Annotated in this window: 16 protein-coding genes; 9 read left to right on the top strand and 7 right to left on the bottom strand. The window is 44.0% G+C overall.

Annotated elements, in window-relative coordinates:
- Positions 1–37 precede the first annotated feature (37 nt).
- From X939_RS0104350 to X939_RS0104335, 4 genes are read left to right on the top strand one after another with little or no spacing between them, the layout of a single operon-like run.
- Entirely contained in the window at positions 38–3,103 is a 3,066-nt protein-coding gene (locus X939_RS0104350) for a SusC/RagA family TonB-linked outer membrane protein (RefSeq protein WP_025762046.1), read from the top strand.
- 24 nt (positions 3,104–3,127) lie between these two features.
- On the top strand, positions 3,128–4,513 hold the full coding sequence (locus X939_RS0104345; protein ID WP_198034361.1) for a RagB/SusD family nutrient uptake outer membrane protein: 1,386 nt from the start codon (positions 3,128–3,130) through the stop codon (positions 4,511–4,513).
- Positions 4,514–4,534: 21 nt separating this feature from the next.
- On the top strand, positions 4,535–4,912 hold the full coding sequence (locus X939_RS0104340; protein WP_025762044.1) for a cupin domain-containing protein: 378 nt from the start codon (positions 4,535–4,537) through the stop codon (positions 4,910–4,912).
- A gap of 23 nt (positions 4,913–4,935) precedes the next feature.
- Positions 4,936–6,255: an MFS transporter gene (locus X939_RS0104335; RefSeq protein ID WP_025762043.1), complete on the top strand. Its 1,320-nt coding sequence runs from the start codon at positions 4,936–4,938 to the stop codon at positions 6,253–6,255.
- 304 nt (positions 6,256–6,559) lie between these two features.
- On the opposite strand, the gene X939_RS0104330 is transcribed toward X939_RS0104335, so the two are convergent.
- The 4 genes from X939_RS0104330 to rpiA all read right to left on the bottom strand — a co-directional run bounded on the left by X939_RS0104330 (position 6,560) and on the right by rpiA (position 9,242).
- On the bottom strand, positions 6,560–7,324 hold the full coding sequence (locus X939_RS0104330) for a DUF3307 domain-containing protein (RefSeq protein ID WP_025762042.1): 765 nt from the start codon (positions 7,322–7,324) through the stop codon (positions 6,560–6,562).
- Positions 7,317–7,964: a hypothetical protein gene (locus X939_RS0104325; RefSeq protein WP_025762041.1), complete on the bottom strand. Its 648-nt coding sequence runs from the start codon at positions 7,962–7,964 to the stop codon at positions 7,317–7,319. Before X939_RS0104325 ends, X939_RS0104330 begins: the two co-directional genes overlap by 8 nt.
- A 211-nt stretch (positions 7,965–8,175) precedes the next feature.
- Entirely contained in the window at positions 8,176–8,469 is a 294-nt protein-coding gene (locus tag X939_RS0104320) for a hypothetical protein (RefSeq protein WP_310588033.1), read from the bottom strand.
- 89 nt (positions 8,470–8,558) lie between these two features.
- On the bottom strand, positions 8,559–9,242 hold the full coding sequence (gene rpiA, locus X939_RS0104315; RefSeq protein ID WP_025762039.1) for a ribose-5-phosphate isomerase RpiA: 684 nt from the start codon (positions 9,240–9,242) through the stop codon (positions 8,559–8,561).
- A gap of 171 nt (positions 9,243–9,413) precedes the next feature.
- Here rpiA and X939_RS0104310 point away from each other — a divergent pair, with 171 nt between their 5' ends.
- Together X939_RS0104310 and X939_RS0104305 are read left to right on the top strand one after the other, a co-directional pair.
- The gene (locus tag X939_RS0104310; protein WP_025762038.1) at positions 9,414–12,440 is read left to right on the top strand and encodes an amidohydrolase family protein; all 3,027 of its coding nucleotides are present in this window, start codon (positions 9,414–9,416) and stop codon (positions 12,438–12,440) included.
- Between the two features lie 36 nt (positions 12,441–12,476).
- Positions 12,477–13,787, top strand: coding sequence for an amidohydrolase family protein (locus X939_RS0104305; RefSeq protein ID WP_229235993.1), 1,311 nt, complete (start codon positions 12,477–12,479; stop codon positions 13,785–13,787).
- Between the two features lie 152 nt (positions 13,788–13,939).
- Here the strand turns inward: X939_RS0104305 and X939_RS0104300 are convergent, their stop codons facing one another.
- The 3 genes from X939_RS0104300 to X939_RS0104290 all read right to left on the bottom strand — a co-directional run bounded on the left by X939_RS0104300 (position 13,940) and on the right by X939_RS0104290 (position 20,411).
- Positions 13,940–15,154 carry a multidrug effflux MFS transporter gene (locus X939_RS0104300; protein ID WP_025762036.1) on the bottom strand — a complete coding sequence of 405 codons (1,215 nt, stop codon included), beginning with the start codon at positions 15,152–15,154 and terminating at the stop codon, positions 13,940–13,942.
- 200 nt (positions 15,155–15,354) lie between these two features.
- Positions 15,355–17,967 (bottom strand): sodium-translocating pyrophosphatase, encoded by a 2,613-nt coding sequence (locus X939_RS0104295; protein WP_025762035.1) that lies wholly within the window; start codon positions 17,965–17,967, stop codon positions 15,355–15,357.
- 311 nt (positions 17,968–18,278) lie between these two features.
- Positions 18,279–20,411 (bottom strand): glycosaminoglycan polysaccharide lyase family protein, encoded by a 2,133-nt coding sequence (locus tag X939_RS0104290; RefSeq protein ID WP_131694663.1) that lies wholly within the window; start codon positions 20,409–20,411, stop codon positions 18,279–18,281.
- Positions 20,412–20,707: 296 nt separating this feature from the next.
- Between X939_RS0104290 and X939_RS0104285 the strand changes: the two genes are divergently transcribed.
- The 3 genes from X939_RS0104285 to X939_RS0104275 all read left to right on the top strand — a co-directional run bounded on the left by X939_RS0104285 (position 20,708) and on the right by X939_RS0104275 (position 25,341).
- Complete coding sequence (locus tag X939_RS0104285) at positions 20,708–21,232, top strand: DinB family protein (protein WP_025762033.1); 525 nt, start codon at positions 20,708–20,710, stop codon at positions 21,230–21,232.
- 319 nt (positions 21,233–21,551) lie between these two features.
- Positions 21,552–22,631 (top strand): mechanosensitive ion channel family protein, encoded by a 1,080-nt coding sequence (locus X939_RS0104280; RefSeq protein ID WP_044198594.1) that lies wholly within the window; start codon positions 21,552–21,554, stop codon positions 22,629–22,631.
- A gap of 151 nt (positions 22,632–22,782) precedes the next feature.
- Entirely contained in the window at positions 22,783–25,341 is a 2,559-nt protein-coding gene (locus X939_RS0104275) for a M1 family aminopeptidase (RefSeq protein WP_025762031.1), read from the top strand.
- Positions 25,342–25,367: the final 26 nt, after the last annotated feature.

Here is a 25,367-nt window from a genome sequence, read left to right as displayed (position 1 = left end):
CTGGTTTAGGAATATCACAATCTAAATACAATGACCGATGAAAAAGTATATTACAATTCGACTATTAAGTTTGATAATACTGGGTCTTGTTTCGGTGTCCAACAGCTGGGCACAAGGGTTACAAGTGTCAGGGAAGGTTACTGATGTAGCCGGTGAGGCTCTTCCTGGTGTTACCATTACTGCCAAGGGCACGAGTATAGGTACCTCTACTGACGCCAATGGAACTTATCAGCTTTCCAATCTTCAACAGAATACCACATTGGTTTTTAGCTATATTGGCTTCAAAACTATTGAAAAGGTAATTGCTAATCAATCCACCCTCGATATTACCATGACGGAGGAAAACCAAACTCTTAGCGAGGTAGTTGTGGTAGGTTATGGGACGCAGCGCAAATCTCATATGACAGGGTCGGTGGGAAAAGTTTCTACGGAGAATCTGAACCAAATTCCGGTTGCCCGGGCCGACCAGGCGCTTATAGGTAAACTGGCAGGGGTACAGATACAGACCAATAATGCGCAGTCGGGTTCGGCACCGACGATTCAGGTTCGTGGTTCGGCCTCCATTACGGCAAGCTCTTCGCCGCTAATCGTGGTGGATGGTTATCCAGTCCCTACCGACTTATCGGCTATCGATATGAACGATGTGGAATCCATAGAGGTGTTAAAGGATGCCGCTTCTGCAGCAATTTATGGATCAAGGGGCGCAAATGGAGTAATTATGGTAACCACCAAATCGGGTAAATCTGGCAAAACAAAGATCAGCTTTAATATTAATGGTGGTTTCAAAGAAGTTGCTAAAAGACTGGATATTCCCTCCTTGGACGAGTGGACAGATTTTGTCAAAAGAGATAATGAAGGAATTATCTCGGATCAGATAACATTAGCTCAACGATTCAATGCCAATACCGACCCTCAGGATGTTATTTTTAGAAAAGGTAGTTTCCAGAATTATCAATTCAGTGCCAGAGGAGGAAATGAAAATGCAAAATTTTATATTTCAGCAGGGGTATTGAAAGACAAGGGAGTGGTATTGAAAAACGATTATACCAAGTTTAACCTAAGAGCAAACGTAGATTTTAAGTTGGGTAAAAATGTGGACATGGGTGTGAGTATCAATCCTTCCTATGCCGTTCAGAATGAAATGCCTATTTCTATTCATGATGCGATTCGCTCGATTGCCCCCTGGATGCCCCTGTATCATAATGAAGAGACTGCCGCAGTAAGTGGAAAACCAGTTGGTTCTAATTTTCATCAACGTGATTTCGATCCTAGTAGAAACAGTTTTTATAAGGGAACTGGCTTGCTCAGTCTTTCGGCCACTGGTGATAATAACGGATATACCCAGGTAATGGGCCAGAATATGTACAATACAGAATTGCGTACCTTAAGCAATTCCTTTGTTAATTGGAATATCTTAAAAGGTTTAAGCTTTCGTACATCTATTGGGGTCTACACCAGGCAACAGGATAATTATTTTTATAGGGCCTCATGGGCCCGTGTCGATGAGCTGATTCAGGGAGCGGCAGCAGCAAAGGCGAGTACCTTAGGTCAGTATAGCAACAGTCGGGTAATTGACTGGTTGAATGAAAATATCTTTAATTATAAAACTACCATCGGCAAGCATGATCTGGATGTAGTAGCAGGATGGACGGCACAGGGTACGGTTACCAATACTTCTTCGTCCTCAGCCATTAATTTTGCAACTGATAATATAGAGACGCTCAATGCTGGTACTGCTTCGGCCCTGTCAACGAACCGCCAGAAAAACCGTTTACTATCGGCATTGGCGCGTGTCAACTATTCTTACGACGATACCTACCTGCTTTCTGTAGGCTCGCGTATGGATGGTAGCTCTCGCTTTGGATCAAACAATCGTTGGGGATACTTTCCTTCGGCCTCATTCGGATGGCGTGTAAGCCAGATGCCATTCCTTCAGGGAAATCGTACGCTTAGCGAGCTTAAACTCCGGATGAGTTATGGGGCTACCGGTAGCAATAATATTGGTAACTATCGTGCCTTTGCAACGGTGGCTCCTAGCGGTGCAGTTTTAGGCACTAACGAAGCGGTGGTTCCAGGATTTAATGTCGCATCTTATGCCAACCGGAATTTAGGATGGGAACGCACGTTTTCTTTAAATGCGGGTGTAGATATGGGGTTCTTCAACGACCGTCTTCGCTTGGCAGTAGATGCTTACAAATCTACAACAGACCAATTGTTATTATACCTGCCTATTCCTGGTGTTACTGGATTTGATGGCTATTGGGTAAATCGTGGAAAAGTAGAAAATCGGGGACTTGAATTTGAAGTAACTGGAAGAGTAATAGCCAAGCCAAATTTCTCGTGGACAGTTAATTTAGTTGGAGCCACAGTAAAGAATGAACTCAAGGATTTTGGTGGAAGTGAACAGTTGATCAGCAATGGTGATACCAAGCGTAATAACTACTTCTTAGCTAAAGTGGGTCAGCCTCTCGTTCAGTTTTATGGTTATGAATCTGACCGTGAAGTCTCCTTGAAAGGAACCAACTACTGGCCAATTGGAGTGGCCGCAGAGCGGATCTTTGTAAAGGATATAGACGGGAATGGAAAAATTGATCTAAATGACCGTAAGGTATTAGGTAGTCCCTATCCAAAGTTTACCTGGGGAGCTACCAATACCTTTAAATATAAAGCCTTTGATTTGAGTATGGTATGGCAGGGATCTCACGGAGCCAAGATCTATAATATAGACCCGAACTATTATGAGACGCAATATGCGACTGCAGCCGTAAGTTCATACCTGAATTATTCCAAGGAGGAGCAAGCTTTTGCTCGGTTGAAAACCGAAACAGATTATAACGTTCAGGATGCCTCTTATGTAGCACTTAGAAATCTTAATCTAGGGTATTCTGTACCTGCATCTGTATCCAAAAAAATTGGATTATCAGGTCTTAGGGTATATGCCAGTGCGGCGAATCTGGTATTTAGTATGGCCAAAAACTATACTGGTTTGAATCCAGAAGGGATTTCTCCTGATTTCGAGGCTGATCCATTGAAAAAGGGATGGCAGAAAGGGGCTTATCCTATCGCTCGTACCATCTCATTAGGATTGAACATTGATCTATAATTGTTACCGTAAATGTATACCATTATGAAAAAGTCTCATTTTATTAAGCTTGCATGTGTATTCATACTATCGGGATGTAACACAGAAAATTTCCTCGACCTAAAGCCAGAATCGGCCCTGGTAGAAGAAAACTATTTTAAAACTACCGCTGAAGTAGAAACTGGTGTATTGAATATTTATGATGCCCTACAAAAGGTGGTGCCTGCTGAAATTCAATTAACGGAACTCCGAAGCGACAATATTTCTCCTGCCAATCTAGAAGGGGAATGGGCTGCGATCGAGAATTTCAACGAAACACCTTCAAATGATTTCGTAAATACCTTTTGGGTTACGAGCTATGCCACTGTAGCTCGTTGCAATATTGTTCTTAAATACTTGCCAAATGTTACCGAGGCAAACAAAAAAGCCGAATTTGAAGGAGAAGCCAAGTTTGTAAGAGCCCTTCAATTTTTCAATCTAGTGCGTTTGTTTGGCGATGTTCCAATGCCATTGACTTCTGTAGAGGTGGACGACGAGAAGTCTTTAGCCCGAGTAGCATCGGCCACCGTTTACCAGCAGATCGTAGCCGATCTTCTGGTTGCGGAGAGTAATCTTCCAGTAAAATGGGATGCTGCCTACTTAGGCCGAGCTACCAAGGGAGCCGCTCAAGCCTTGTTAGCCAAGGTATATTTAACTCAAAAGAACTACGCAGGCGCGAAAGACTTGCTTGAAACGGTAATAGCCAGTAAAAATTATCAGTTGCGTCCCAATTATGCCGATGTCTTCAGTCCTGGTGCAGAAATGAATAATGAAATCATCTTCGCTATTCGCTACCGCTCCGCCGCTAATGGGGAGGGACAAGGTTTTTCGTATGATTTCTCTAAAGACGGCGCTACGAGGGGTTTGAAGCCCATGTCGGATTTGCTTGGATTGTATAGTAATGACAGCAAGCGTATGGCGACTTCGGTTTTGGGTTCTGGCTCGGATGCCTTTGTGAATAAATTTCCCGACGCCGCCAACACGGGTGCCCGCCGCGATGCTGGCACAGATTGGATCGTACTTCGCTATGCCGATGTGTTGCTGATGTATGCGGAAGTATTGACTCAACTCAACGAGGCAGCAGCAGTGGCACTGGCTCCCTTGAACCAGGTGAGAGAACGTTCCAGTTTGTTGCCCTTAGCGGCCGCTGATGTGTCAACAAAGGAGGGCCTCATGGCGGCTGTAGAAAATGAAAGACGTGTCGAACTGGCCTTTGAGAACTACCGCTGGTACGACCTTCTACGTTGGGGAACTGCTGTGGAGGCCATGAAGAAACATTTCAATATTATAGGCCGTAATGTAACGGTGGAAGACTTCCGCCTGCTATATCCGATACCTCAAAGGGATATTGACCTTAGTAAAGGAATCATCAAACAAAATCCAGGTTATTAATATATCATAATCAAATCTATCATGAAATACCTTAGTGAAAAGTTTATTAAAGACGAGGAGTTAAATTGGGAAACCGTAGGTGAGGGCGTTCGCCGTAAGGTAATGGCTTACGATGATCAGATTATGCTGGTCAAGGCGGAGTTTCAGAAAGGAAGTATCGGTCCTATTCACGATCATTTTCATAGTCAGGTGACTTATGTAGAAAGTGGGGCCTTTGAAGTAACCATTGGGGCTGAAACAAAATTATTGAAAACCGGAGATGTTTTTTATATTCCACCTCATGCACCTCATGGAGCACTTTGTACGGAGGCTGGCGTATTAATAGATGTGTTTAGCCCCATTCGTGAGGACTTTATGGTGGCATCTCAGGAAGAGGTAGCTCAAGAGAATGATGTTTAATCAAAAAAATTAATAACTGAATTATGAAAAATAGATCATCTGCCGATTCTGGTACTGACATCGCAACGCCTCTGGACGAAAGAAAGGAAGAGGTAGGTGGACTGCGATGGTGGATCATTGGACTTATCGCCATAGCGACCATCATCAATTATATCGATAGAAATGCCCTGGCCGTAATGTGGCCAGGTATTGCTCAGGATTTGGAGCTTGGTAAGGAGCAGTATGCCGTGGTGGTATCCGTTTTTATGGTCGCTTACGGACTGAGTCAAAGTCTGTCGGGGGGGCTGTTCGACCGGGTAGGCACGCGAATGGGCTTTGTCATTTCCATCGCCTTATGGTCCGTTGCCGCAGCGTTGCATGCAGTGGCCAGGGGCTTAGGAAGTTTTGCCCTATTTAGAGCCTTGCTTGGGCTGGGGGAAGCAGGTAACTGGCCGGGTGCCACCAAGTCTAATGCCGAATGGTTTCCTGTGCGGGAGCGTGCCTTTGCACAAGGGCTATTCAATTCGGGAGCATCCCTGGGAGCCGTTATTTCTGCTCCGCTGATCGCCTATTTCTACGAGATCATTGGCTGGCGTGCTACCTTTTTGCTTATTGGGGCTCTGGGACTACTTTGGATAATTCCCTGGTGGATTATCAACAAGGCTACCCCGGATAAGCATCCTTGGCTTTCTAAGGCAGAGCGAGCTCATATTCTAGATGGTCAGTCTCCTGAGGTGGTTCAAGGAGACGTAGCCTTGCCTCTGAAGAAAATGCTAAAATATAAGCAGGCCTGGGCGGTTATCCTTTCACGTTTCTGTTTAGATCCTGTATGGTGGTTATTTATCAGTTGGCTGCCTATATATCTCCACGATGAATTTGGGTTTGATATTAAACAAATAGGAACCTTCGCTTGGTTTCCTTATGTAGGTGCAGCTATAGGAAGTCTCGGTGGGGGCTGGTTGGTAGGTCGTCTTATTAAAAGTGGATGGCCTGTTATTAAAGCTCGTAAATTTTGTATCACCCTTGGGGGGCTGATCATGTTGCCAGCCCTGATTGCCAGTGCATTTGTTCATTCTCCCGAAGAGGCTATGATTGCCATTTTCGTCGCACTGCTAGGATTTCAGGTGGCTATTGGTAATATACAAACTTTACCGTCCGATTTTTTCTCAGGAAAATCTGTAGGGACTTTGGCTGGTATTAGTGGTACAAGTGCCGTACTAGGAGTTTTAGTAACCACTTGGCTGGTGCCAGTCTTGACCCAAGATAGTTATGTTCCTTTCTTCGGAATGGCGGCCCTGTTGGTGCCGCTGGGAGTAGGAGCTGCATTGTTATTGAGCGGTTCTAGTAAGCCTGTTATTCGTTAATAACAATAGCTTCGGACGCATTAGTTTTCGTTTGCTTTCAGAAAGTAGCCGTACCCATGCAGAATAGCCACCATGACGGTGGCTATTCTGCATGGGTACGGTCTGTGATGCCACTCGTGCGCTCAATCTTTTGGTCTGCGTTCAGTCAGTTTTTCCGGAGTTTCTCCTTTATGAGGTCGTTGACCCTGGCTGCTGATTCTGACAAGGGTTGGTACGAAAATGGAGACTCCCTATTTTGATGATAATTGGATTTTAGTTCTTGAGTGAAGTTAGGGGCTCCCGTTCAGGGTATCACCACACTGCCTTAATTTTTGAAAAAAGTCTTGGTCACCAGAGCCAGTAAGATTGCGCAGGTATAGCTCATTAGAGTTCCAACGAGTACATATTCTGATTTTTTGGTGATATAGGCAGAAGGTATGGTCTCACTAGCTTTGTCGTTGAAGCGTAATAATGACTTGGCGGCTATGAGAAATCCTATGGCTGAGAATTGTCCGATCAGAACAAAAATAAAGATTAGTAGGCGTTCGGTCATGCCTATCCAGCGACCGGCATGGGCCAGGTTATCGTCCAGGTGGGGAACGAGTGCTTCTAATTCAGCACGCCAAGGCTTGGTAAAGATGCCTACCAAAAAGGAAATTGGATTTAGGCTCAGTAGGATACCGGCTGTAAGCGCCAGGTAGCGAGGCTGTTGATACCAGTTTAGCAGGGTGCTCAGTGCTTGGGTCATATGGCCACTGAGGAGTCCGGCCGTAAATACAATAGATAATAAGTGTAAAGCCTGATCCGCTAGGAACCAGCGGGCATTATTCTTCTCTTTGGTGTCGAACTTTATCTTTATTAAATCGATGATCCCATGTATTACTGCCAACAGTATGGCTGGAAGAGGATTACTCCAATTGCCGAGCAGAATTCCGAGCAGTATGTAGGTGCTTAATGCTACGACTCCAATATGATAGTAAAATGGTTTAGACCTCCCACCTTCTTCTCGCTTCGCCAGAACCCAGCTGGAAGGTTGTAGATAAAAGTCGGCCAGTATATGAGCGCCCAGTAATGCGAGTAGTTCAGTCATGATTGTGGTCCCTTTGGAATAGTAACTTAGGGAATTGATTGAGTAATCCCTCCAGTGCCCACCAATTAGCGGCCTGCGCCCTTTGGGATGCTGCCGGTTGACTTATGCCTAGTTCTTCCGACATTTGGGTCAGCGTTTTATTTTGTAGGAGTCCAAAGATAATTTCACTTTGAGCTCTTGTCCAGCTTTGTACTAAAACCTCCAGAAGGTCTAGCAAAGGGCTCCATAGCGGTTGAATGGGTTGAGTAGCAATCCCTATTCTTGATTTTCGTCCTTTCAGGTTATCTGCGAGTTTGCCGGATAGCCGAAAAGCCGTTCCATCAGAAGTTCCGGCCCTATTGGTTAGTTGCTCTATAGTACCTATTCCGATGGCGACTCGAAGATCAAGATCGACTTTGCCTTCCTGTTGCATTTTTAAGAATACTCTTCCCAATATCGCTGCCAGAAGAGCTTGCTGAGGGGTGCTCAATACCCCCTGGAAGCTATCTCCCCTGTATATCTCTGGCAGAATCGTCCAGTCTAACCGGGGATCCTGTTGGAGAATACGTTGAAGCTCCTTTAACCAGATACCCGTTTTTTCCGTTGGGTATCGGGTTGAATTCACCATGTCGGCAGTAATGACAGCATATACCTGTGGCATTTGTTTATTAGGTTGGCGGTGAATGGGTCTCTTCTGGCAATTAACTTATTAGAAAGGTCAATTATAAGGAATAGAGCTTATGTATACAAATTATAAGCATATAGACTTATATAATGAAGTTATAAGTCCAGGGGCTTATAATGAAATTGCATAAGTTTAAGCACTTAAGTGGAGTACTTCAACTGGTGGATGAATTAAAAAAAAGGATTCCTTAGCCCAGATGATGCAGGACGAGTGCATTCCATTCATCTTTTAGGGAGCCCTTGAACATGGCCATTCCTGCTCTTCGATACCAGTAATTAGCATTCCATTCGTCACCTTCTACCCGATGGAGATAGGCATGGATACGGTCAAAAGCAGGGTCACCTTCCCGACTTTGGGCTATTTCATGAGCTTGCTCCCATTCTCCTTTCCCATCGTGCCATAAGGCCTTTAGAAGTACAGGCAGGTTGTCGGGAGGAGTTGGGGCGGCCAGGCTGGAAGAGAAATCATCGAAATTCATCATATTTTTTTATTATCGGATACCAAATTAAAGTCTGCAAAGAACTAAATAACATTATTAGATAGGTAAAAGCAAGATGGACGCTATATGGGTCACAAATTAATTTCTAGGTTGTCGACCCGATCTGGATGACCTACAAAAATTCGATTGGTGCTAAAAAGGAACAAACCGTGCTCAACCAATCCTACCAGTCCATCTAGTTGTTTAGCTAGTGAGACCGGATCTTCTATCAGTCCAAAATCCGTATCGAGGATGTAATTTCCTTCATCGGTAACAAATGAACTCCCATTTTTTTGCCGAAGCACCCCTTGGCCATTAAGTAATTTTAACTCTCTTTGAACCAAACCCAATCCCATGGGAATCACTTCAATTGGGACTTTGAATCGTCCTAATTGTTTCACCATTTTGGAAGAATCGGCAATAATAATATTGGTGTCAGACAGGGATGCGACAATTTTTTCTCGTAAAAGTGCGCCACCGCCTCCTTTTACTAGCCATCCCGCTGAGGTGAACTCGTCGGCGCCATCAATAGTTATATCGATGTTTTCCACCTGACTGATGTCGACCAGAGGGATTTGTTGGGCTATGGCGAGTTCCCGGGTTTGCGTAGAGGTAGGGACAGCCCTAATACTCAATCCAGAACGAACCAAATTACCAATCTCCATAATAGCATAGAAGGCAGTTGAACCCGTGCCAAGGCCAATGATTTGATGATCCTGAATTAATTTGACCGCTTCCAGAGCGGCTCTTTGTTTCTCTGATTTGGCATTGCTCATTTCAAGGGCTGGATATCGGTATGATAACGAATATATTTAAATCGGTGCAACTCGCAAAAGAATCAGGAGCAGAAGACCAAAAAAGCGATAGAAATTTTTGGTTGTTAAAACAATAAAGTTGTGTAAATTCTACTAACTTGCCTGTTAAACACCAAATAAAATTTACACAAAATGCTTAAACCTTTAACCTTGTTTGTCCTTGGATTATTGCTATTCCGTAGTAGTTATGGGCAACAGACATTTCCCAGGAATGGAGTATACGACGAAAGACCCGGGCGTTACGCTTTTATTAATGCCAATATAATGGCTAACCCGCAAACCAATATCCCCAATGGTACCATGTTGATTGAAGATGGGGTCATAAAGGCAGTGGGGGCTAAGGTACCCATACCTGAGGGTACGGTACAGATAGATTTGCAAGGAAGATATATCTATCCTTCTCTAATCGATCTTGATTCGGACTATGGAATGCCCGCTGTTCAGCAGCCTGAGCGGGGGCGGGGGCGTCAGACACCTCAGCTGGAGTCTAATAAAAAAGGTGCTTACGGATGGAATCAAGCCGTCCAACCCGAGGTGAATGCGGGGTCCATATTTATTCCAAATGCTGCAGAGGCTGAGGGGTTACGCAAATTAGGATTTGGAGCCGTATTGGTTCATGCACACGACGGAATCGTAAGAGGATCGGGCGCTTTAGTCTCCCTAACGGACGAAGCTCCTACCCAGGCACTCTTAAAGGAAAGGGCCTCAGCGCATTTTTCTCTAAATAAAGGAAGTAGTACGCAGACCTATCCAGGATCTATCATGGGTGCCGTGGCCCTTTTGAGACAAACTTATTATGACGCAAAGTGGTATGAGGGAAACCCCAAAAAAGAGGGGGAAAATCTCTCACTGAAGGCTTTCAATGAAATTAAGAAACTACCTGCCTTTTTCGAGTCTACCGATAAGTATGGCATTATGCGGGCCGATAAAATAGGGGACGAATTTGACATACAATATATCGTTAAAGGAAGTGGTGACGAGTATCAACGCTTAGAGGAAATTAAGAAGACCAATGCCACCCTGGTCTTACCCCTTAATTTTCCGAATCCATACGACCTAAGTGATCCATGGGATGCAGAATTGGTAAGTTTAACTGATTTAAAACATTGGGAATTGGCGCCCAAGAATGCGGCAATGGTGGCTGAAGCGGGAATTCCATTTGCCCTGACGTTGAGCGGGATTAAAAATAAGTCGGAGTTTTGGAAAAATATTAGATTGGCTATAGCCTATGGACTGAGCAAAGAAAAAGTATTGGAAGCACTTACCATTCAGCCTGCACGTCTTCTCAATGTCGAAAAGGAACTGGGGAGCTTAGCAGCAGGAAAAATGGCTAACTTCCTTATCACCTCCTCCGAACTGTTTGCAGAAAATAATATAATTTATGAAAACTGGGTACAGGGAAAGCGTTATGTCCAGACAGCTTCTGATAGGCCGGATGTGCGGGGCGTATATGACTTACTTATTGAGAATCAGCCCAGCGGAAAGCTGCGTATAGAAGGGACAGTGGACCAACCTACCTTCACCATTTTGATGGTAGATTCAAGTAAGATTTCCCCGAAAGTAAGTCTTGCCAATGAGATCATCACGCTTTCGTTTAAGCCTAAGAAAGAGCAGGCGCAGACATTAAGGCTAACAGGATGGAGAACTTCAAAAGGTTTTAAAGGTGAAGGAGTTGCAGCAGATGGCCAGAAACTGAACTGGTCGGCACACTTGGCGGAGACGTATGTGGCGCAGGTAAAAAGTGACTCTACAAAAGCCACTGACCTGACTGTAGGTCCCATTTACTACCCCTTTGCTGGCTACGGTAATGAGAATATTCCTCAGGCTCAGGAAGTATTGATTCAGAATACCACCGTTTGGACCAATGAGAAGGATGGTATCATGGAGAATACTGACGTACTCGTAAAAAATGGAAAAATAGCCCAGGTAGGGAAGAACCTGAAAGCCGGATCTGGGGTGAAAATAATCAATGGGCATAACAAACATCTTACTAGCGGAATTATAGACGAACATAGCCATATTGCACTCTTTGCGGTGAACGAAGGAGGGCAGTCGAGCTCGGCTGAAGTTAGAATGAGCGATGTAGTCAATCCCGACGATGTAAACATTTATCGCCAGTTGGCTGGAGGCGTAACGGCTTCTCAGTTATTGCACGGGTCAGCCAACGCTATCGGTGGTCAAAGTGCGATGATCAAGTTGAAATGGGGTGGGAGCGTGGACGACCTCCTAGTACCGCAAGTGAAGTCTATAAAATTTGCTTTGGGAGAGAACGTGAAACAATCCAACTGGGGGGATGTACAGCGGTATCGTTTTCCCCAAACGCGTATGGGGGTAGAGCAAGTATATTTCGATCATTTTATCAGGGCTAAGGAATATGCTGCACAGTGGAAAGCATTTAACAATTCAGGGAAAAAGGGCGCTAATCTGGCTCCTCGTAAAGACATAGAGCTGGAAGCACTGGCCGAAATACTAAGCGACGAACGTGCTATCACCTGTCACTCTTATGTGCAGTCGGAAATTAATATGCTGATGAAAGTGGCAGATTCACTGAATTTCCGGGTAAATACTTTTACACATATACTTGAAGGGTATAAGCTGGCGGATAAAATGGCCAGTCGCAAAATTGGTGCGAGCACCTTTGCCGATTGGTGGGCTTACAAAATGGAAGTGAAGGAGGCCATACCTTATAATGCTGCCCTCATGTACCATGAAGGAGTTAACGTAGCCATTAATTCTGACGATGCCGAAATGGCGAGACGTTTGAATCAGGAAGCCGCCAAAACCGTATTATATGGAGGAGTGCCCGAAGAAGAAGCATGGAAGATGGTGACCTTAAATCCTGCCAAATTATTGCACGTCGACGATCGGATGGGTAGTATCAAAGTAGGAAAGGATGCCGATCTGGTCCTTTGGAATGAACACCCATTATCTGTTTATGCACGTCCTGAATTCACGATGATAGAGGGTGCCTTTTATTTCGATCGCCAGATGGATGAAAAAAAGCGGGCAGATATTGCTCAGGAAAAAGCAAGGATTACTCAGAAAATGTTATCCGCAAAGGACCAGGGTAAGGCCACCCAGAAGCCAACAAACGTACAACCAAAAATGTGGCACTGCGAGGATATGGTTGGCATGGATGCTCATCATGGAGATCATTGATTAGATTCTGAATTGGAAACATTTAAAGAGAAAAAAATGAGAAATAAAACATTAATATTTACCATGTGCCAGCTATTGATCACCAGCCTTTTCTTAGGTATGGCCATGGCACAGAACCCTGCACCCGGCCGTATGGCCCAGGGAGTGGTTACCCTGAAAGGGGCCACTATTCATATTGGTGATGGTAATATAATCGAGAATGGTGCAATTAGTTTTTTAGACGGGAAGTTGACCTATGTAGGAAATGCCAATGCGGCCCCCGGAGGAACTGTTCATGATGTCACCGGCAAACATATTTATCCAGGACTAATCTCTTTAAACACAACGGTAGGGTTAAAGGAAGTTGCATCGGTAAGGGCCACCTTAGACTATTATGAGGTAGGGGATATCAATCCACATATTCGTGCTTTGGTGGCTTATAATACGGATTCTGAGGTAATTCCTACATTGCGGGCAAATGGTATCCTATTATCTCAAGCGGTTCCTGAGGGAGGAATAGTTTCTGGAAGTTCTTCCACTTTTTATTCCGATGGCTGGAACTGGGAAGATGCGGTTCTGAAAAAAGATGACGGGGTATGGCTGTCTTGGCCCGCTTATATGTCTACCGCCATAAATGCCCAGGATCTTTCTACCCTAACCAAAAAAAATGAACAGAGACAAGCAGTGGTGGAGTTGTTAAAAACTACTTTTGCGGAAGCGATGGCCTATGCTCAAATAAAAAATCCGAGCCCCGTTAATATCAGGATGGAGGCTATGAAACCAATATTGAGGGGGGACGCAAATCTGTATATCCGGGCAGAACATGCCAAGGACATGATTGAAGCAGTAAGATTTGCTAAAGAATTCAATATTAAAAAAATAGTTATCGCCGGTGGAGATCAGTCCTATAAGATTGTTGATTTTCTAAAGGAAAATGATGTAAGTGTAATCGTGAATCCTACACACCGTCTACCCAATAACGCCGACGAGCCCGTTTATCTTCCCTATGAACTGCCAGGTCTGCTTCAGCAAGCGGGTGTCCGTGTGGCGATTACTTATTCTGGTGAATGGTGGAGAACGCGCAACCTGGCTTTTCTTGCCGGAACGGCGGCCGGATTCAGCAAGATGACATCTGAACAGGCATTGCAGCTGATTACAAAAAATGCTGCTGAAATTGCAGGTGTGGACCAGGAAGTAGGGACCCTCGAAGTAGGTAAGCATGCCAGTATTCTGGTCTCAACCGGTGACCTTCTGGATATGCGGGGAAACGGGATAGAAAAGGCTTATATCCGTGGTGCCGAAGTGAAACTTGATGACAAACAGAAACGGCTTTACATGAAGTACCAGGAGAAATATCAGGCCAAATAATACAGTAACTTAGTAAAAAGCCCCGGAATTCTATCTAACTGGAAGTCCGGGGCTTTTCGTATTTATTATCTGTAGTATTTCGTAAATATTGTCCTTACGGAATCAATCATCAGGCAGTCGATTTAATGATTAGGCAAGCATGATGAAGCCTGTTAAATATTGAGTGATTCCACCGTGCGATTGGTTCGTAAGCTATGGCTACCAGCCATCAATATGGCCAGACCTCCTAAAGAACAAACGGCCATAAGGCCTACCATGGGAAGCGCACTTTGGCTATGGAACATACTGACACTTGCAGAAGTTAAAGCCCCTGCGCCCATCCTCCAGCTACCCAGCATAGCGGATGCACTTCCGGTATGTTTTTTAAATGGGGCCAAAGCCAAGGCAGCCGTATTAGGTCCGGTAAGCCCCTGGCCCATCAAGAATACGAACATCACGGCAATGAGGCTGTACATATCAAACAAATGTGCCCATACGCCTAGTATAAGGAATATTCCAACAATGCTTTGAGTATACAACGTGGCCCGTATAATTTGCTGGCTAGTCCAGCGCTTCAGCAGTAAGTGATTCATTTGGGTAGAGCCGATCATGGCCGAAGCCAAAAGTGCGAACACCCAGCCGTATTGCTGTTCGGTTAACTGATATTGATTCATAAATACATCGGAAGAGCCCGCAATATAGGCAAAGGGTGCGGCGGTTGCCAGACCACCAGCCAGGGTATATACAAGAAATTGTGGCTGGCGTAATACCGTGGCAAAACCGCCCAGAACTGCCTTGGGTTTCAGAGATACCGTCGGATCTGCGACTTTACCCGTCGGTAAAAAGAAGTAAATGGCTCCAATCATTAGGGCCACAATAACGGCCAGAATGATAAACAGCCAATGCCAGCCCAGCCCGACCGTCACATACCCGCCTAAGGTAGGGGCAATCATAGGCGATACAGCAATCACCAGGGTAATAGTAGAAAAAACCTGAGCTCGTTTTTCCGTTGGGAACAGGTCGCTAACCAGAGCCTGAGAAGCTACCAATCCTACACACCCTCCCATAGCCTGTAAAAAACGCATAATAACCAGCGATTCGACCGTATTGGTAAATGCGCAGCCTATTGAGGCTAATATGTATATGATTAGTCCACCATACAAAGGTGTCTTCCGCCCAAAGCGGTCGAGTAGAGGACCATAAATAAGCTGACCGATGCTAATCCCTATTAGATAACTAGTAAGAGAAAGTTGCACTTTATTAATACTAGTTCCCAGGTCCACAGCGATCGCAGGAAACCCCGGAAGGTACATGTCAATTGAAAATGGGCTAATAGTGGCTAATGCGCCAAGTATCAGGATGATATAGGAATATCGTTTTTTACTCATGTGTGCTATTCTAAAATAATAGATAGCTAACCTGATAATGAGTGATTTTGTTCCTAAAGAATTAGAAATGTCACTTCCACTCTAAAAAGCATCAGCAGGGGTTAGGAGGGTGCTATTTAATCTTGGATAATTAAATATATTTGAAACAAAAACGCCCGGCTGATTTTAAGAGCCAGGCGCCATTTTGTATTATAGGAATATTATTTTTTCGTTACTCTTAAAGATATTCTTCGGTTCTCAGCGCGTCCTGCTTCGTTGTTATTACTGGCCACGGGATGTTCTTCTCCGTACCCTTCTGACTCAATTCTTTTGGTATCAATTCCTAATTCAACCAGCGACTTCTTAACCGTTCGAGCACGCTCGGTCGATAATTTCAGATTGGAAACGGCATCACCCGAGTTGTCGGTGTAGCCACCTATCTTAATTTCTGCATCAGGAAAGGATTTTAAAATCAAGGCAACGTTCTCTAATTGTTCCTCAGATTCAGGTTTTAAACGTTCACTTCCCGTTTCAAATAGTAAACGATCGAAATTAAACCAGGTGTCTTTGTCAACAGTGCGGTCAGAGGTTATAAAATCAACCAGACTTTTTTCAACTGGATTGCCCGACGGTGCTATATTGAGCAACATGCCATTAAAGGCTAATTTTCCCTCAGAGGCTATTTCGGACGTTTGTACATTTATAAGGGCGGATTCTTCATGGACGCCTTCCACGGCGATATGAGGTGCTATAACCAGAGAAACTATGGACATCAATTTGATTAATATATTCATAGATGGGCCGGAAGTGTCTTTGAAGGGGTCGCCTACTGTATCGCCAGTTACTGCTGCCTTATGTGGTTCCGATTTTTTATAGAATGTTTCTCCATTAATAACGGCTCCTTTTTCAAAAGATTTTTTTGCATTGTCCCAGGCCCCACCGGCATTATTTTGAAAAATACCCATTAAGACTCCCGACACGGTCACTCCGGCCAGGGTACCGCCCAACACTTCTGGGCCAAAAAGGAAACCGACTAGCACGGGTACAATTAAGGCTATCAGACCGGGCGCAACCATTTCGCGGATAGAAGCTTGGGTGGAAATATCTACACATTTGTCATATTCTGGTTTTGCCGTTCCTTCTAATATCCCTGGTATCTCCCGAAACTGCCTTCGGACTTCTTCCACCATTTTCATGGCTGCTCGCCCCACGGCTGCTATGGCCAAAGAAGAGAAAATAAAGGGAATCATAGCCCCGACGAATAATCCTGCCAGTACATTGGCCTTATATATGTCAATAGAATTGATTCCGGCAACACCACAAAAAGCGGCAAAAAGTGCTAAAGACGTCAGAGCTGCCGAAGCAATGGCGAAGCCTTTACCACTGGCAGCGGTGGTGTTCCCTACCGCGTCCAGAATATCGGTGCGGCCCCTTACCTCTTCCGGAAGGTGAGCCATTTCCGCTATTCCACCGGCATTATCGGCAATAGGGCCGAAGGCATCTATGGCAAGCTGCATGGCTGTAGTAGCCATCATTCCGGCGGCGGCTATGGCCACCCCATACAATCCGGCAAGTTCGTAACTGATAAAGATCCCGGCTGCCAGTACAAGAGTTGGAATCACTGTCGACTCCATTCCCACTGAGAGTCCTCCAATAATATTCGTAGCATGCCCGGTGGAGGACTGGTTCACTATGGACTGAACAGGCCTCTTGCCCATTGCGGTATAATATTCGGTTACAATGGCCATAATAGCCCCAACTACGGATCCTAATAATATAGCATAAAATACATCCATACTAGAAAAATCAACTCCACGGATGGTCATATTTCCTGAGGGCAGCATCCACATCACCAAGGGGTAGCAAACCAGGAGAGTGATGATAATAGATCCCCAATTCCCCCGATTCAGCGCGGCCTGTACATCACCGGTTTCACTACTGATTTTTACGAATAGCATACTAATTATGGAGGCCATCAGACCTATTCCGGCTATTACCATCGGTAACAGAATAGGAGCGATTCCTCCAAAATCGTCCCCTTGTGAGATGATTTCCCGGCCCAGTACCATTGTAGCAAGAATGGTTGCGACATACGAGCCGAACAAGTCCGCTCCCATACCTGCTACATCTCCGACGTTGTCCCCCACATTATCGGCAATGGTTGCCGGATTGCGCGGGTCATCTTCAGGAATTCCAGCCTCTACTTTGCCCACCAGGTCGGCTCCCACATCTGCAGCCTTGGTGTAAATGCCACCACCAACCCGGGCAAATAGAGCTATTGATTCGGCTCCTAAAGAGAAGCCGGCTAATACTTCTAATACTTTTTCCATGGCCAGGCCATTTACATCAGAACTGCTGCCAATAAAAGCCTGGTATAAAATGATGAACAACCCACCTAAACCGATGACAGCCAGGCTGGCAACACCAATTCCCATAACCGATCCTCCTGTAAAGGAAACCTGCAGTGCCTTACTAAGACTTGTGCGAGCTGCCTGTGTGGTTCTGACATTCGATTTGGTCGCTATATTCATTCCTAAATAACCTGCAAAGGCAGAGACAAAGGCTCCAATAAGGAATGATACCCCTATATAAATACTTGAATTTTCTACCAGTGTACCGCTATACCCTAGCAGTATACTTACAATGATTCCGAAAATGATCAGCACTCTCCATTCTGCTCTTAAAAACGCAAGTGCACCTGCGGCGATAGCGTCGGAAATCTCCTTCATGTTTGGGTCGCCAGACGCCTGTTTGATAACCCAACCTCTCTTAAAAAACATTACCAGCAAGCCAATTAAGCCCAGTGCAGGTACTAAATAGGTAATATTGCTCATGCGTACACGTAAGGATTTAGTTAAGAAATTAAACTTTCGTAAATATAGAGATTGCAGAGCCATATCAAAATGGTTCTAGAACATATTTAGGGTAATTCTAATTCTTTTTATGAAAATTAAAAGAGTGTTTTCGGTTTCTATCGCTGAAAATAGGACGGGTTCGACTTATTTATGGCATTATAAATAGCTGTTGGTAAGTATATTAGATAAAAATGAGGTTGTTAGGATCAACATTATTGAGAGGAGCTTAGACAAGCCGCCCCGCTCCTGGTGGAACGGGGCGGCTTTCTGGCAAAGTGCGAGAGCAGCAGTTATCTAAGGAGATGATGATAGCGCGCCATATAATAAGGAAGCAAGTAAAAGGTTCCCTCATGCTCCGACCATCCATCTCCCTCTGAAAGGTTAAGGTCGAAGGAATCCCTGTCCTGACGCACATGACCTCGTTCATCTAGTGGCAGCGCATACCCATCATGTCCCCAGCCCTTTTCTGAGTCGGTTCCTGGTGTGGGATCTTTGATTATGTCGAGACGATGCGTATTGGGCATACTGTATCCGATCAGGTCTAAGGGCATTTTTTGTAAATTCTCCAATATGAAGGGAGTGTGATTTCGGGGCTTATAGTGCTCACGAACCACTGAAGGCGCGTAAAGATGGTTTTCTGGAAAAAGATCGGTACGCACAAATAATTTTTCATCCACTTGTTTTCCGAAGTTCTTCGCTAAAGCTTCATAGATGGTATCCCAGAATGAATTTTTTTGTTTGCTCATATGGAGCCATGCCGTTTCTAAGGCCTGTCTGTACATCAGTATGAGGGCGGGGTCGGATTCATATCGCAACAGGCCATACATACTCATCAGGCAAAGATTATTATCCCAGGGGACCACATTTCCTGAGGGGAAATACTCTTTAGGATGTAAAGCGAATATGTGGTAGTTATGCTTATTTCGTAATAGGGCTGACTCTTGCTCATATTTCGCATTTCCTGTTACATGTTTGGCTACGTTCAAAAAGGACAGCATCATCATGGAATTCAATCCCCGCTGGTCATAACCATAGACAGAATGGAAATACTCGGGAGAAAAGTCTCCCCAACGTGTCACTTTACCATCATAGTCGACGAGTTTATATCCATGACGTAATAAATGATCCATCATGTCTGCAACTACGGCTTTAACCTCCATTTTCTCTTCTACTGTTTTGGCAACCAAATCATAATAAATTCCATAGAAGAAAAAGTGACCCGCCAGTTCATCAGAACTCGTGTCGCATTTGTAGCGGTATTTTCCATCTTTACTCAATGGAAAACGAGGGTAGATATCCTTCCATTGCGGATCAGTTTCCTGTCTTTTTTTATTGAACTCTCTGCTGTACTGTTCATTAACCGGTTCATGCCAATCGGTTGGAATTATGACCCGTGCAGGAAAACCTGGCTCTGGAGTAATGTCACTCAACCATTTGCAGGCTTTGAAGCTTCTGTCTGCCAGTTCTTTAGCAACAGGATCACCCGTGACAGCATAGCGAAAAGCCTGGGCTGCTCCATACATCGCCGTATATTTACCATCATTATCTGAAATAGCTAACCGGGATGTGGTAAGATCAAATTGTTTGGTTAATTCACTATGGGCAATAAAACCCATTCGATTATGGCGGGTTTCTACCTGATTGGTAAAGTAATGCGCCTTTTCTTCCAGAGTCATGGGAGTAGGCGAAATTTGCGCAATTCCCCCTGCCGTTGCAATAAAGGCATTACCATTTGGATCAACAACAATATCTTGAACCCGGTCATCGGGCAGCCATCGTCGGCTGCTTTTATAGCTAAAATGGTTGTTCCTTACCACAATAACGCCTTTCTGGGTGCCAAACCATACACTTCCGTCGGCCCCCGAAGCAGCGCAGGTAAATTGGTTATAGGGTAAGCCTTGTTTGCCTGTAAATAGAGTCCATACTCCCTTCGATAATTTTCCAATGCCATCCTGACTCCCGAACCATAGATCTCCAAAGGAGTCGACGGTCAAGGCGGAAACCTGGCGGGGAGCCCAACTATAATTAGTATCGGCGGGATAAATGGGACGCCGCTTCCCATTGGTCTGAAAATACAGCCCTGTCTCCGTTCCTACCACCAGCTGCTTTCCATACACTACGCTGCTGAGAACTTTCTCGGATTTGTTTCCATCAATAGCCTGCTGGGTTGCCATGGTAAGGCCGGAAAAATCTTTAGTCCAGGTTCCATTTTTGAAAACATATGCTTGACTTTCGGAAAATGCTATTGGCCTGCCCTTATCCATAATAATCCGATGTATCGATCCCAGTATACTTCCATCTGTAGAAGTATATTGGGTGACAATTTCTTGATTGAATTTTTGCTCACTGATATCTTGCCCATAGAGGACCAGGGTAGTAAGACTAAAAAGTATTAGTAGGTTTAGTCGCATAGAAATGTTCATTCTTTTTTAGTGAGAATACCATGCTTTGAAGAATTAAGGCTATCCAAAAAAGAGGAGGCATATCGAAGTGGAAAAAATAATATTAAAATTTTCTCTATAACATGTGACTTTCTAGCGGTGGGGCTGTCTAATTACTTTATAAACTCAATCTCGGTTGAGTTAAATAAAGGAGGGTTAATTATACAAAAGCAGGTGCCTTGCACCTGCTTTTTATTTTATATTTACCCAAAACCTTTGAACGACCAGGGGTGAGAATCTTGTTACTGTATTATTTAACTAGCCAAATTAATCTGACTATGTTCCGCATCCTGGTGATAGCCCTCCTGACAATACCCAACTTAGGTCACGCCCAAATCAAAGAGTTAGACCCCTTTTTGCAAGATGAACTATATCGTTGGGAAAATGCCAGAAAGTATACATTAGCCGTCTTGCATGCTATGCCTGAAGCGCAATATACTTTCAAACCCACTCCTGAAGAAATGGATTTTCGAAATCAAGCTGCACATTTGGCCGACAATATTCTTTGGTTAACCAGTAAATTTGTTTCCAAAGAAACCGCACCTCTATCTGTTAATAGTTTCCAGGGGACTACGAAAGCCCAGCTTATCGACTTGGTGATGCAGACCTTCGATTACGGAGCAGAAGGCTTCCGAAATCTAGACCCACTTCGACTTGCCGAGGAAATTGATTTTGCCGGGCAAAAGATGAGCAGACGACGCATCATCTTTTTAATAAATGATCACCTCACACACCACCGCGCCCAAATGATTGTCTACCTGCGTCTTCAAGGCATTACCCCTCCCAAATACGTGGGTTGGTAGTCCTGCTGCAGCATGTACGCGTTCGCCGACCCGTACAGCTGACAATATTACAGTGTTTAGTCACTTTACTGAAGGGAATATCAGAGCTTGTATTTTCAGAAGAAAATTTATGGGTATGTGGGAAATATACAAGCAAAAATAGGTTTTGGTATAATATTTATGTTACTTCTTGTTATTAGTTCAGTCAGGCTGCCATCGTTTCTATTTAAGGAATCTAACTACTGTCAGGGTCCAGGAGTCTCCATGCCATTTTGCCTAGAGGAAACATTCAGCCATCAAACGTTCGAAATACAATTAAAGTTAACGTATGAATAATTTTATGAATACCCTTATTTGGGGGAACACCGTTATTGAAATAGGAAAAGTTTTACTTTTTTTAGCCGTCAGCTTCTTAGCGATCAAGATTTTTCAAGTTTATATCATAAGTAGATTAAAGACCTGGGCCGACCATACACGGACTTCCTGGGACAATTTTTTAGTTAAACAGGTAGACGAATCTGGGATCCCCATTTTGTATATTTCTGCCACCTACCTCGCCATCACCTCTCTGAATCTACCTGAAAAGGTGAAGCAGGTGGTTCATATTGCCTATATGGTGGCTTTTGCTTTTTTCGTAATCCGAGCCATAAGTTCCACATTCCGGAGGTTTGTATATTCATTTTTAAAGGCTCAGGATAATTCTGAAGCCAAGCGTAAGCAAGCCAGTGGGCTCATTACCATTGTTACTTCCGTAATCTGGGTTTTAGGTGGAATTTTCATTGTAGATAATCTAGGGTATGATGCCACTACCTTGATCACTGGTCTGGGAATTGGTGGTATCGCGATCGCCTTAGCTGCCCAGGCAATACTTGGCGACCTGTTCAGCTATTTTGTGATCTTCTTCGATAAGCCCTTCGAAATTGGAGACTTTGTGGTAGTAGATGACAAAAATGGGGTTATAGAATATATAGGTATTAAAACAACTAGGATAAAAACCCTGAGCGGTGAGCAACTGGTTTGTTCCAATACGGACCTTACCAATTCAAGACTTCATAATTTTAAACGTATGGAGCGCAGAAGAATCGTTTTTGGATTAGGGGTGACTTACCAGACTTCTCATGAACAACTGAAAGCCATTCCTGCCCTGGTGCGTCAGATCATAGAAGCAGATGCGCTGATTCAGTTCGATAGAGGCCATTTTTCAGGATACGGAGATTTTAGCCTGAACTTCGAATTTGTCTATTACGTATTAAGTCCGGACTACGGGGTATATATGGATAAACAACAGGCTATATACCTGGATATATTCGAAGCGTTTGAAAAAAGAAAGATAGAATTTGCTTACCCAACTCAAACCTTGTTTACTCAGGCGGTTAATAGTGAGGAAACGTCAAAATTGGAAGGGACGTTAAATAACTAGTTTAGCACCTCATTTTCATTAAAAAGAGGCTCAGGCCCCTGCTGATTCACTCAGCAGGGGCCTTTCTCTATTATATTATTCTCTATGGAATTTAAAATATCTCCTATTATCCTGATATTCGCAGTTCAAAATCATGCTTATACCTTTTTCCATGTCTACTCGTTTTTTCGCCTGCACTATCGTCCTATTTCCATTGATTCTAATTGGGTGCCAGCGCCCTCTTTCTGAAAAACCTGAAAAGGGTGTTACATTTGAATTAAATAAGACACGTAAGAGTCTGTACGATAGCCTGGCTTATGATATCACCCTATGGATTCCTGAAAAAAGGACGGATTCTATAAGAGGTGAGATTAAAATTCAGTTCCAATTATCCAACAGAAAGTCTCCTGTTATTCTCGACTTTAGTCAGCCCGCAAAAATGGTGCAGGGGGTTCGATACAAAGGAGAAGAATTGAAATATGAAGTTGAAAATGGGCATATACTGCTGCCGGCGCGCCGATGGGATAGTGGATTAAATGAAATTGAAATTTCTTTTACTGCGGGAGATTTGTCACTGAATCGTAATGAAGCGTATTTATATACATTGCTTGTACCTGATCGGGCTTCCACCTGTTTTCCTCTAATCGATCAACCCAATATTAAGGCACGATATACCCTTACCCTGCATACTCCAGTAGGCTGGGAGGCTGTGGCTAACGGGAAATTAGTAGAGAAAAGGGAACTGAAAGATAACTGGTATTATCGGTTTGCACCAACTCAGCCGATCAGTAGCTATTTATTTGCCTTCGCGACTGGTAAATTTTCTAAACGAAATAAAAAAATAGGAGGACGTGAATTTTCAATGTATTACCGAGAAACTGATCATGTGAAGGTAGATCGAAACGCTGATAGTATCTTTGAAATGCATGCTCATGCTCTTGACTGGTTAGAAGAATATACTGGGATTGCTTATCCTTTTGGGAAGTTTGACATTGCACTAATACCCTCGTTTCAATATGGCGGAATGGAACATCCAGGAGCCGTATTTTATAACGAATCTGCCTTGTTTTTAGACGAGAACGCTACCATTAACAAGCGCCTGGCTAGGGCCAATGTCATTGCCCATGAGTCGGCCCATATGTGGTTTGGTGATTTGGTAACTATGGATTGGTTTAATGACGTCTGGCTGAAGGAGGTATTTGCCAATTTTATGGCTGCCAAAATTGTACATCCAACTTTTCCGGAAATGAATCACCGTTTAAGATTCCTATTGGCTCATTATCCTGCTGCCTATGATGTCGATAGAACTCTGGGCGCCAATGCGATAATCCAAGAGCTGGACAATCTAAATAATGCCGGTTCACTTTATGGTGCTATTATATACCACAAAGCTCCCGTAGTAATGCGCCAGTTGGAGATGAAAATCGGCGAAAAATTGCTTCGTGAAAGTTTACAGGACTATCTAAAATTGTATCAGTTTGATAATGCTAAATGGGATGACCTAATCAAAATTATCGATGAAAAGACTCCTCTGGATATGAAGTCCTGGAGCGATACCTGGGTGAAGTCTGCAGGTATGCCCTCATATGAACTGGTAATGAAAGATACTTTGTGTTCGTATGCGCAACTGCCTGATCAGAAGGAGGGGCGAATATGGCTTCAACCATTACAGCTTACCCTGGCAGTAGGTGATTCTGTTCATACCCTGACACCCGATTCTAATACTGGAAATAACGCCCAATGGACAGCAAGTAGCGGACTAAGCGTTTTTCCTAATCCGGATGGCGTGGCCTATGGTTATTTTTCCATGGATACTTTGAGTGTACAGACTTTCCTTTCGAATTACCAGCAATATGCCGATCCCGTTTTTCGAGGCTCCCAACTGGTAAATATATGGGAGGGTTTTTTGCAAGGAGATGGTGGAAAACCTCCGGTCTTGTTAGCAAGACTATTAGGGGTCTTACCTAAAGAGTCGAATTCCCTGTTGGTCGACTATCTTTTGGGGAGGATAAGTTCGATCTATTGGAAATTTCTGACAGAAGAACAACGACAATATTTTCAGCCTCAGGTAGAAACACTACTTTGGAAGCAATTGCTCATTACTAAGGACCTGGGACTTAAGAATACCTTCTTCAAAAGCTATAAGTCCATGGCTTATTCTCCAGAAGCTCAGGAAAAACTAAAATCATTATGGCTGGATTCTCTGAGGATAGAAGGTTTATCGCTTTCTGAAGAGGATAAGATTTCGTTGGCTCATCAGCTGGCCTTATACAATCCAGAACAATCGCAACAGATTTTAAACGATCAAAGGGCCAAGGTACTTAATCCCGATCGTAAGGGGAAGATGACTTTTATGATGCCTGTTTTCAGTGCGGATCAAACAGTGCGCGATTCATTTTTTGACTCTTTAAAATTGCCCGAAAATAGGGAAAAAGAAAGTTGGGTACTGGAAGCATTGCATTTTTTGCACCACCCGCTCAAACAGTTCAATTCGATAAAGTATCTGAAACCTTCCATGGACTTATTACAGGAAATTCAGAGGACGGGTGACATCTTTTTTCCTACCCGTTGGATGGACCATAGTTTTGGAGGGCATTCCTCTCCCGAAGCGGCAGCAATCGCCCGGCAGTTTATTAAGAATCATCCTGATTATCCCGTTTTTTTGAGAGATAAAATTTTTCAGGCCACAGACCTACTGGAAAGAGCGGTTCAGCTAAAATCGGCTCAGTAGGTTGCCGACTCCTATGTTCAGTCTTT

Source organism: Dyadobacter tibetensis Y620-1 (genome assembly GCF_000566685.1).
Lineage (GTDB): Bacteria > Bacteroidota > Bacteroidia > Cytophagales > Spirosomataceae > Dyadobacter > Dyadobacter tibetensis.
The sequence above is the reverse complement of the archived record's forward strand: the minus strand, read 5'-3'. Positions and strand labels throughout refer to the sequence as shown.

Bases quoted from the DNA above. Each gene is read 5' to 3' on its own strand.
- X939_RS0104350 (WP_025762046.1), top strand. From the start codon at position 38: ATGAAAAAGTATATTACAATTCGACTATTAAGTTTGATAATACTGGGT.
- X939_RS0104345 (WP_198034361.1), top strand. From the start codon at position 3,128: ATGAAAAAGTCTCATTTTATTAAGCTTGCATGTGTATTCATACTATCG.
- X939_RS0104340 (WP_025762044.1), top strand. From the start codon at position 4,535: ATGAAATACCTTAGTGAAAAGTTTATTAAAGACGAGGAGTTAAATTGG.
- X939_RS0104335 (WP_025762043.1), top strand. From the start codon at position 4,936: ATGAAAAATAGATCATCTGCCGATTCTGGTACTGACATCGCAACGCCT.
- X939_RS0104330 (WP_025762042.1), bottom strand. From the start codon at position 7,324: ATGACTGAACTACTCGCATTACTGGGCGCTCATATACTGGCCGACTTT.
- X939_RS0104325 (WP_025762041.1), bottom strand. From the start codon at position 7,964: ATGCCACAGGTATATGCTGTCATTACTGCCGACATGGTGAATTCAACC.
- X939_RS0104320 (WP_310588033.1), bottom strand. From the start codon at position 8,469: ATGATGAATTTCGATGATTTCTCTTCCAGCCTGGCCGCCCCAACTCCT.
- rpiA (WP_025762039.1), bottom strand. From the start codon at position 9,242: ATGAGCAATGCCAAATCAGAGAAACAAAGAGCCGCTCTGGAAGCGGTC.
- X939_RS0104310 (WP_025762038.1), top strand. From the start codon at position 9,414: ATGCTTAAACCTTTAACCTTGTTTGTCCTTGGATTATTGCTATTCCGT.
- X939_RS0104305 (WP_229235993.1), top strand. From the start codon at position 12,477: ATGAGAAATAAAACATTAATATTTACCATGTGCCAGCTATTGATCACC.
- X939_RS0104300 (WP_025762036.1), bottom strand. From the start codon at position 15,154: ATGAGTAAAAAACGATATTCCTATATCATCCTGATACTTGGCGCATTA.
- X939_RS0104295 (WP_025762035.1), bottom strand. From the start codon at position 17,967: ATGAGCAATATTACCTATTTAGTACCTGCACTGGGCTTAATTGGCTTG.
- X939_RS0104290 (WP_131694663.1), bottom strand. From the start codon at position 20,411: ATGAACATTTCTATGCGACTAAACCTACTAATACTTTTTAGTCTTACT.
- X939_RS0104285 (WP_025762033.1), top strand. From the start codon at position 20,708: ATGTTCCGCATCCTGGTGATAGCCCTCCTGACAATACCCAACTTAGGT.
- X939_RS0104280 (WP_044198594.1), top strand. From the start codon at position 21,552: ATGAATACCCTTATTTGGGGGAACACCGTTATTGAAATAGGAAAAGTT.
- X939_RS0104275 (WP_025762031.1), top strand. From the start codon at position 22,783: ATGTCTACTCGTTTTTTCGCCTGCACTATCGTCCTATTTCCATTGATT.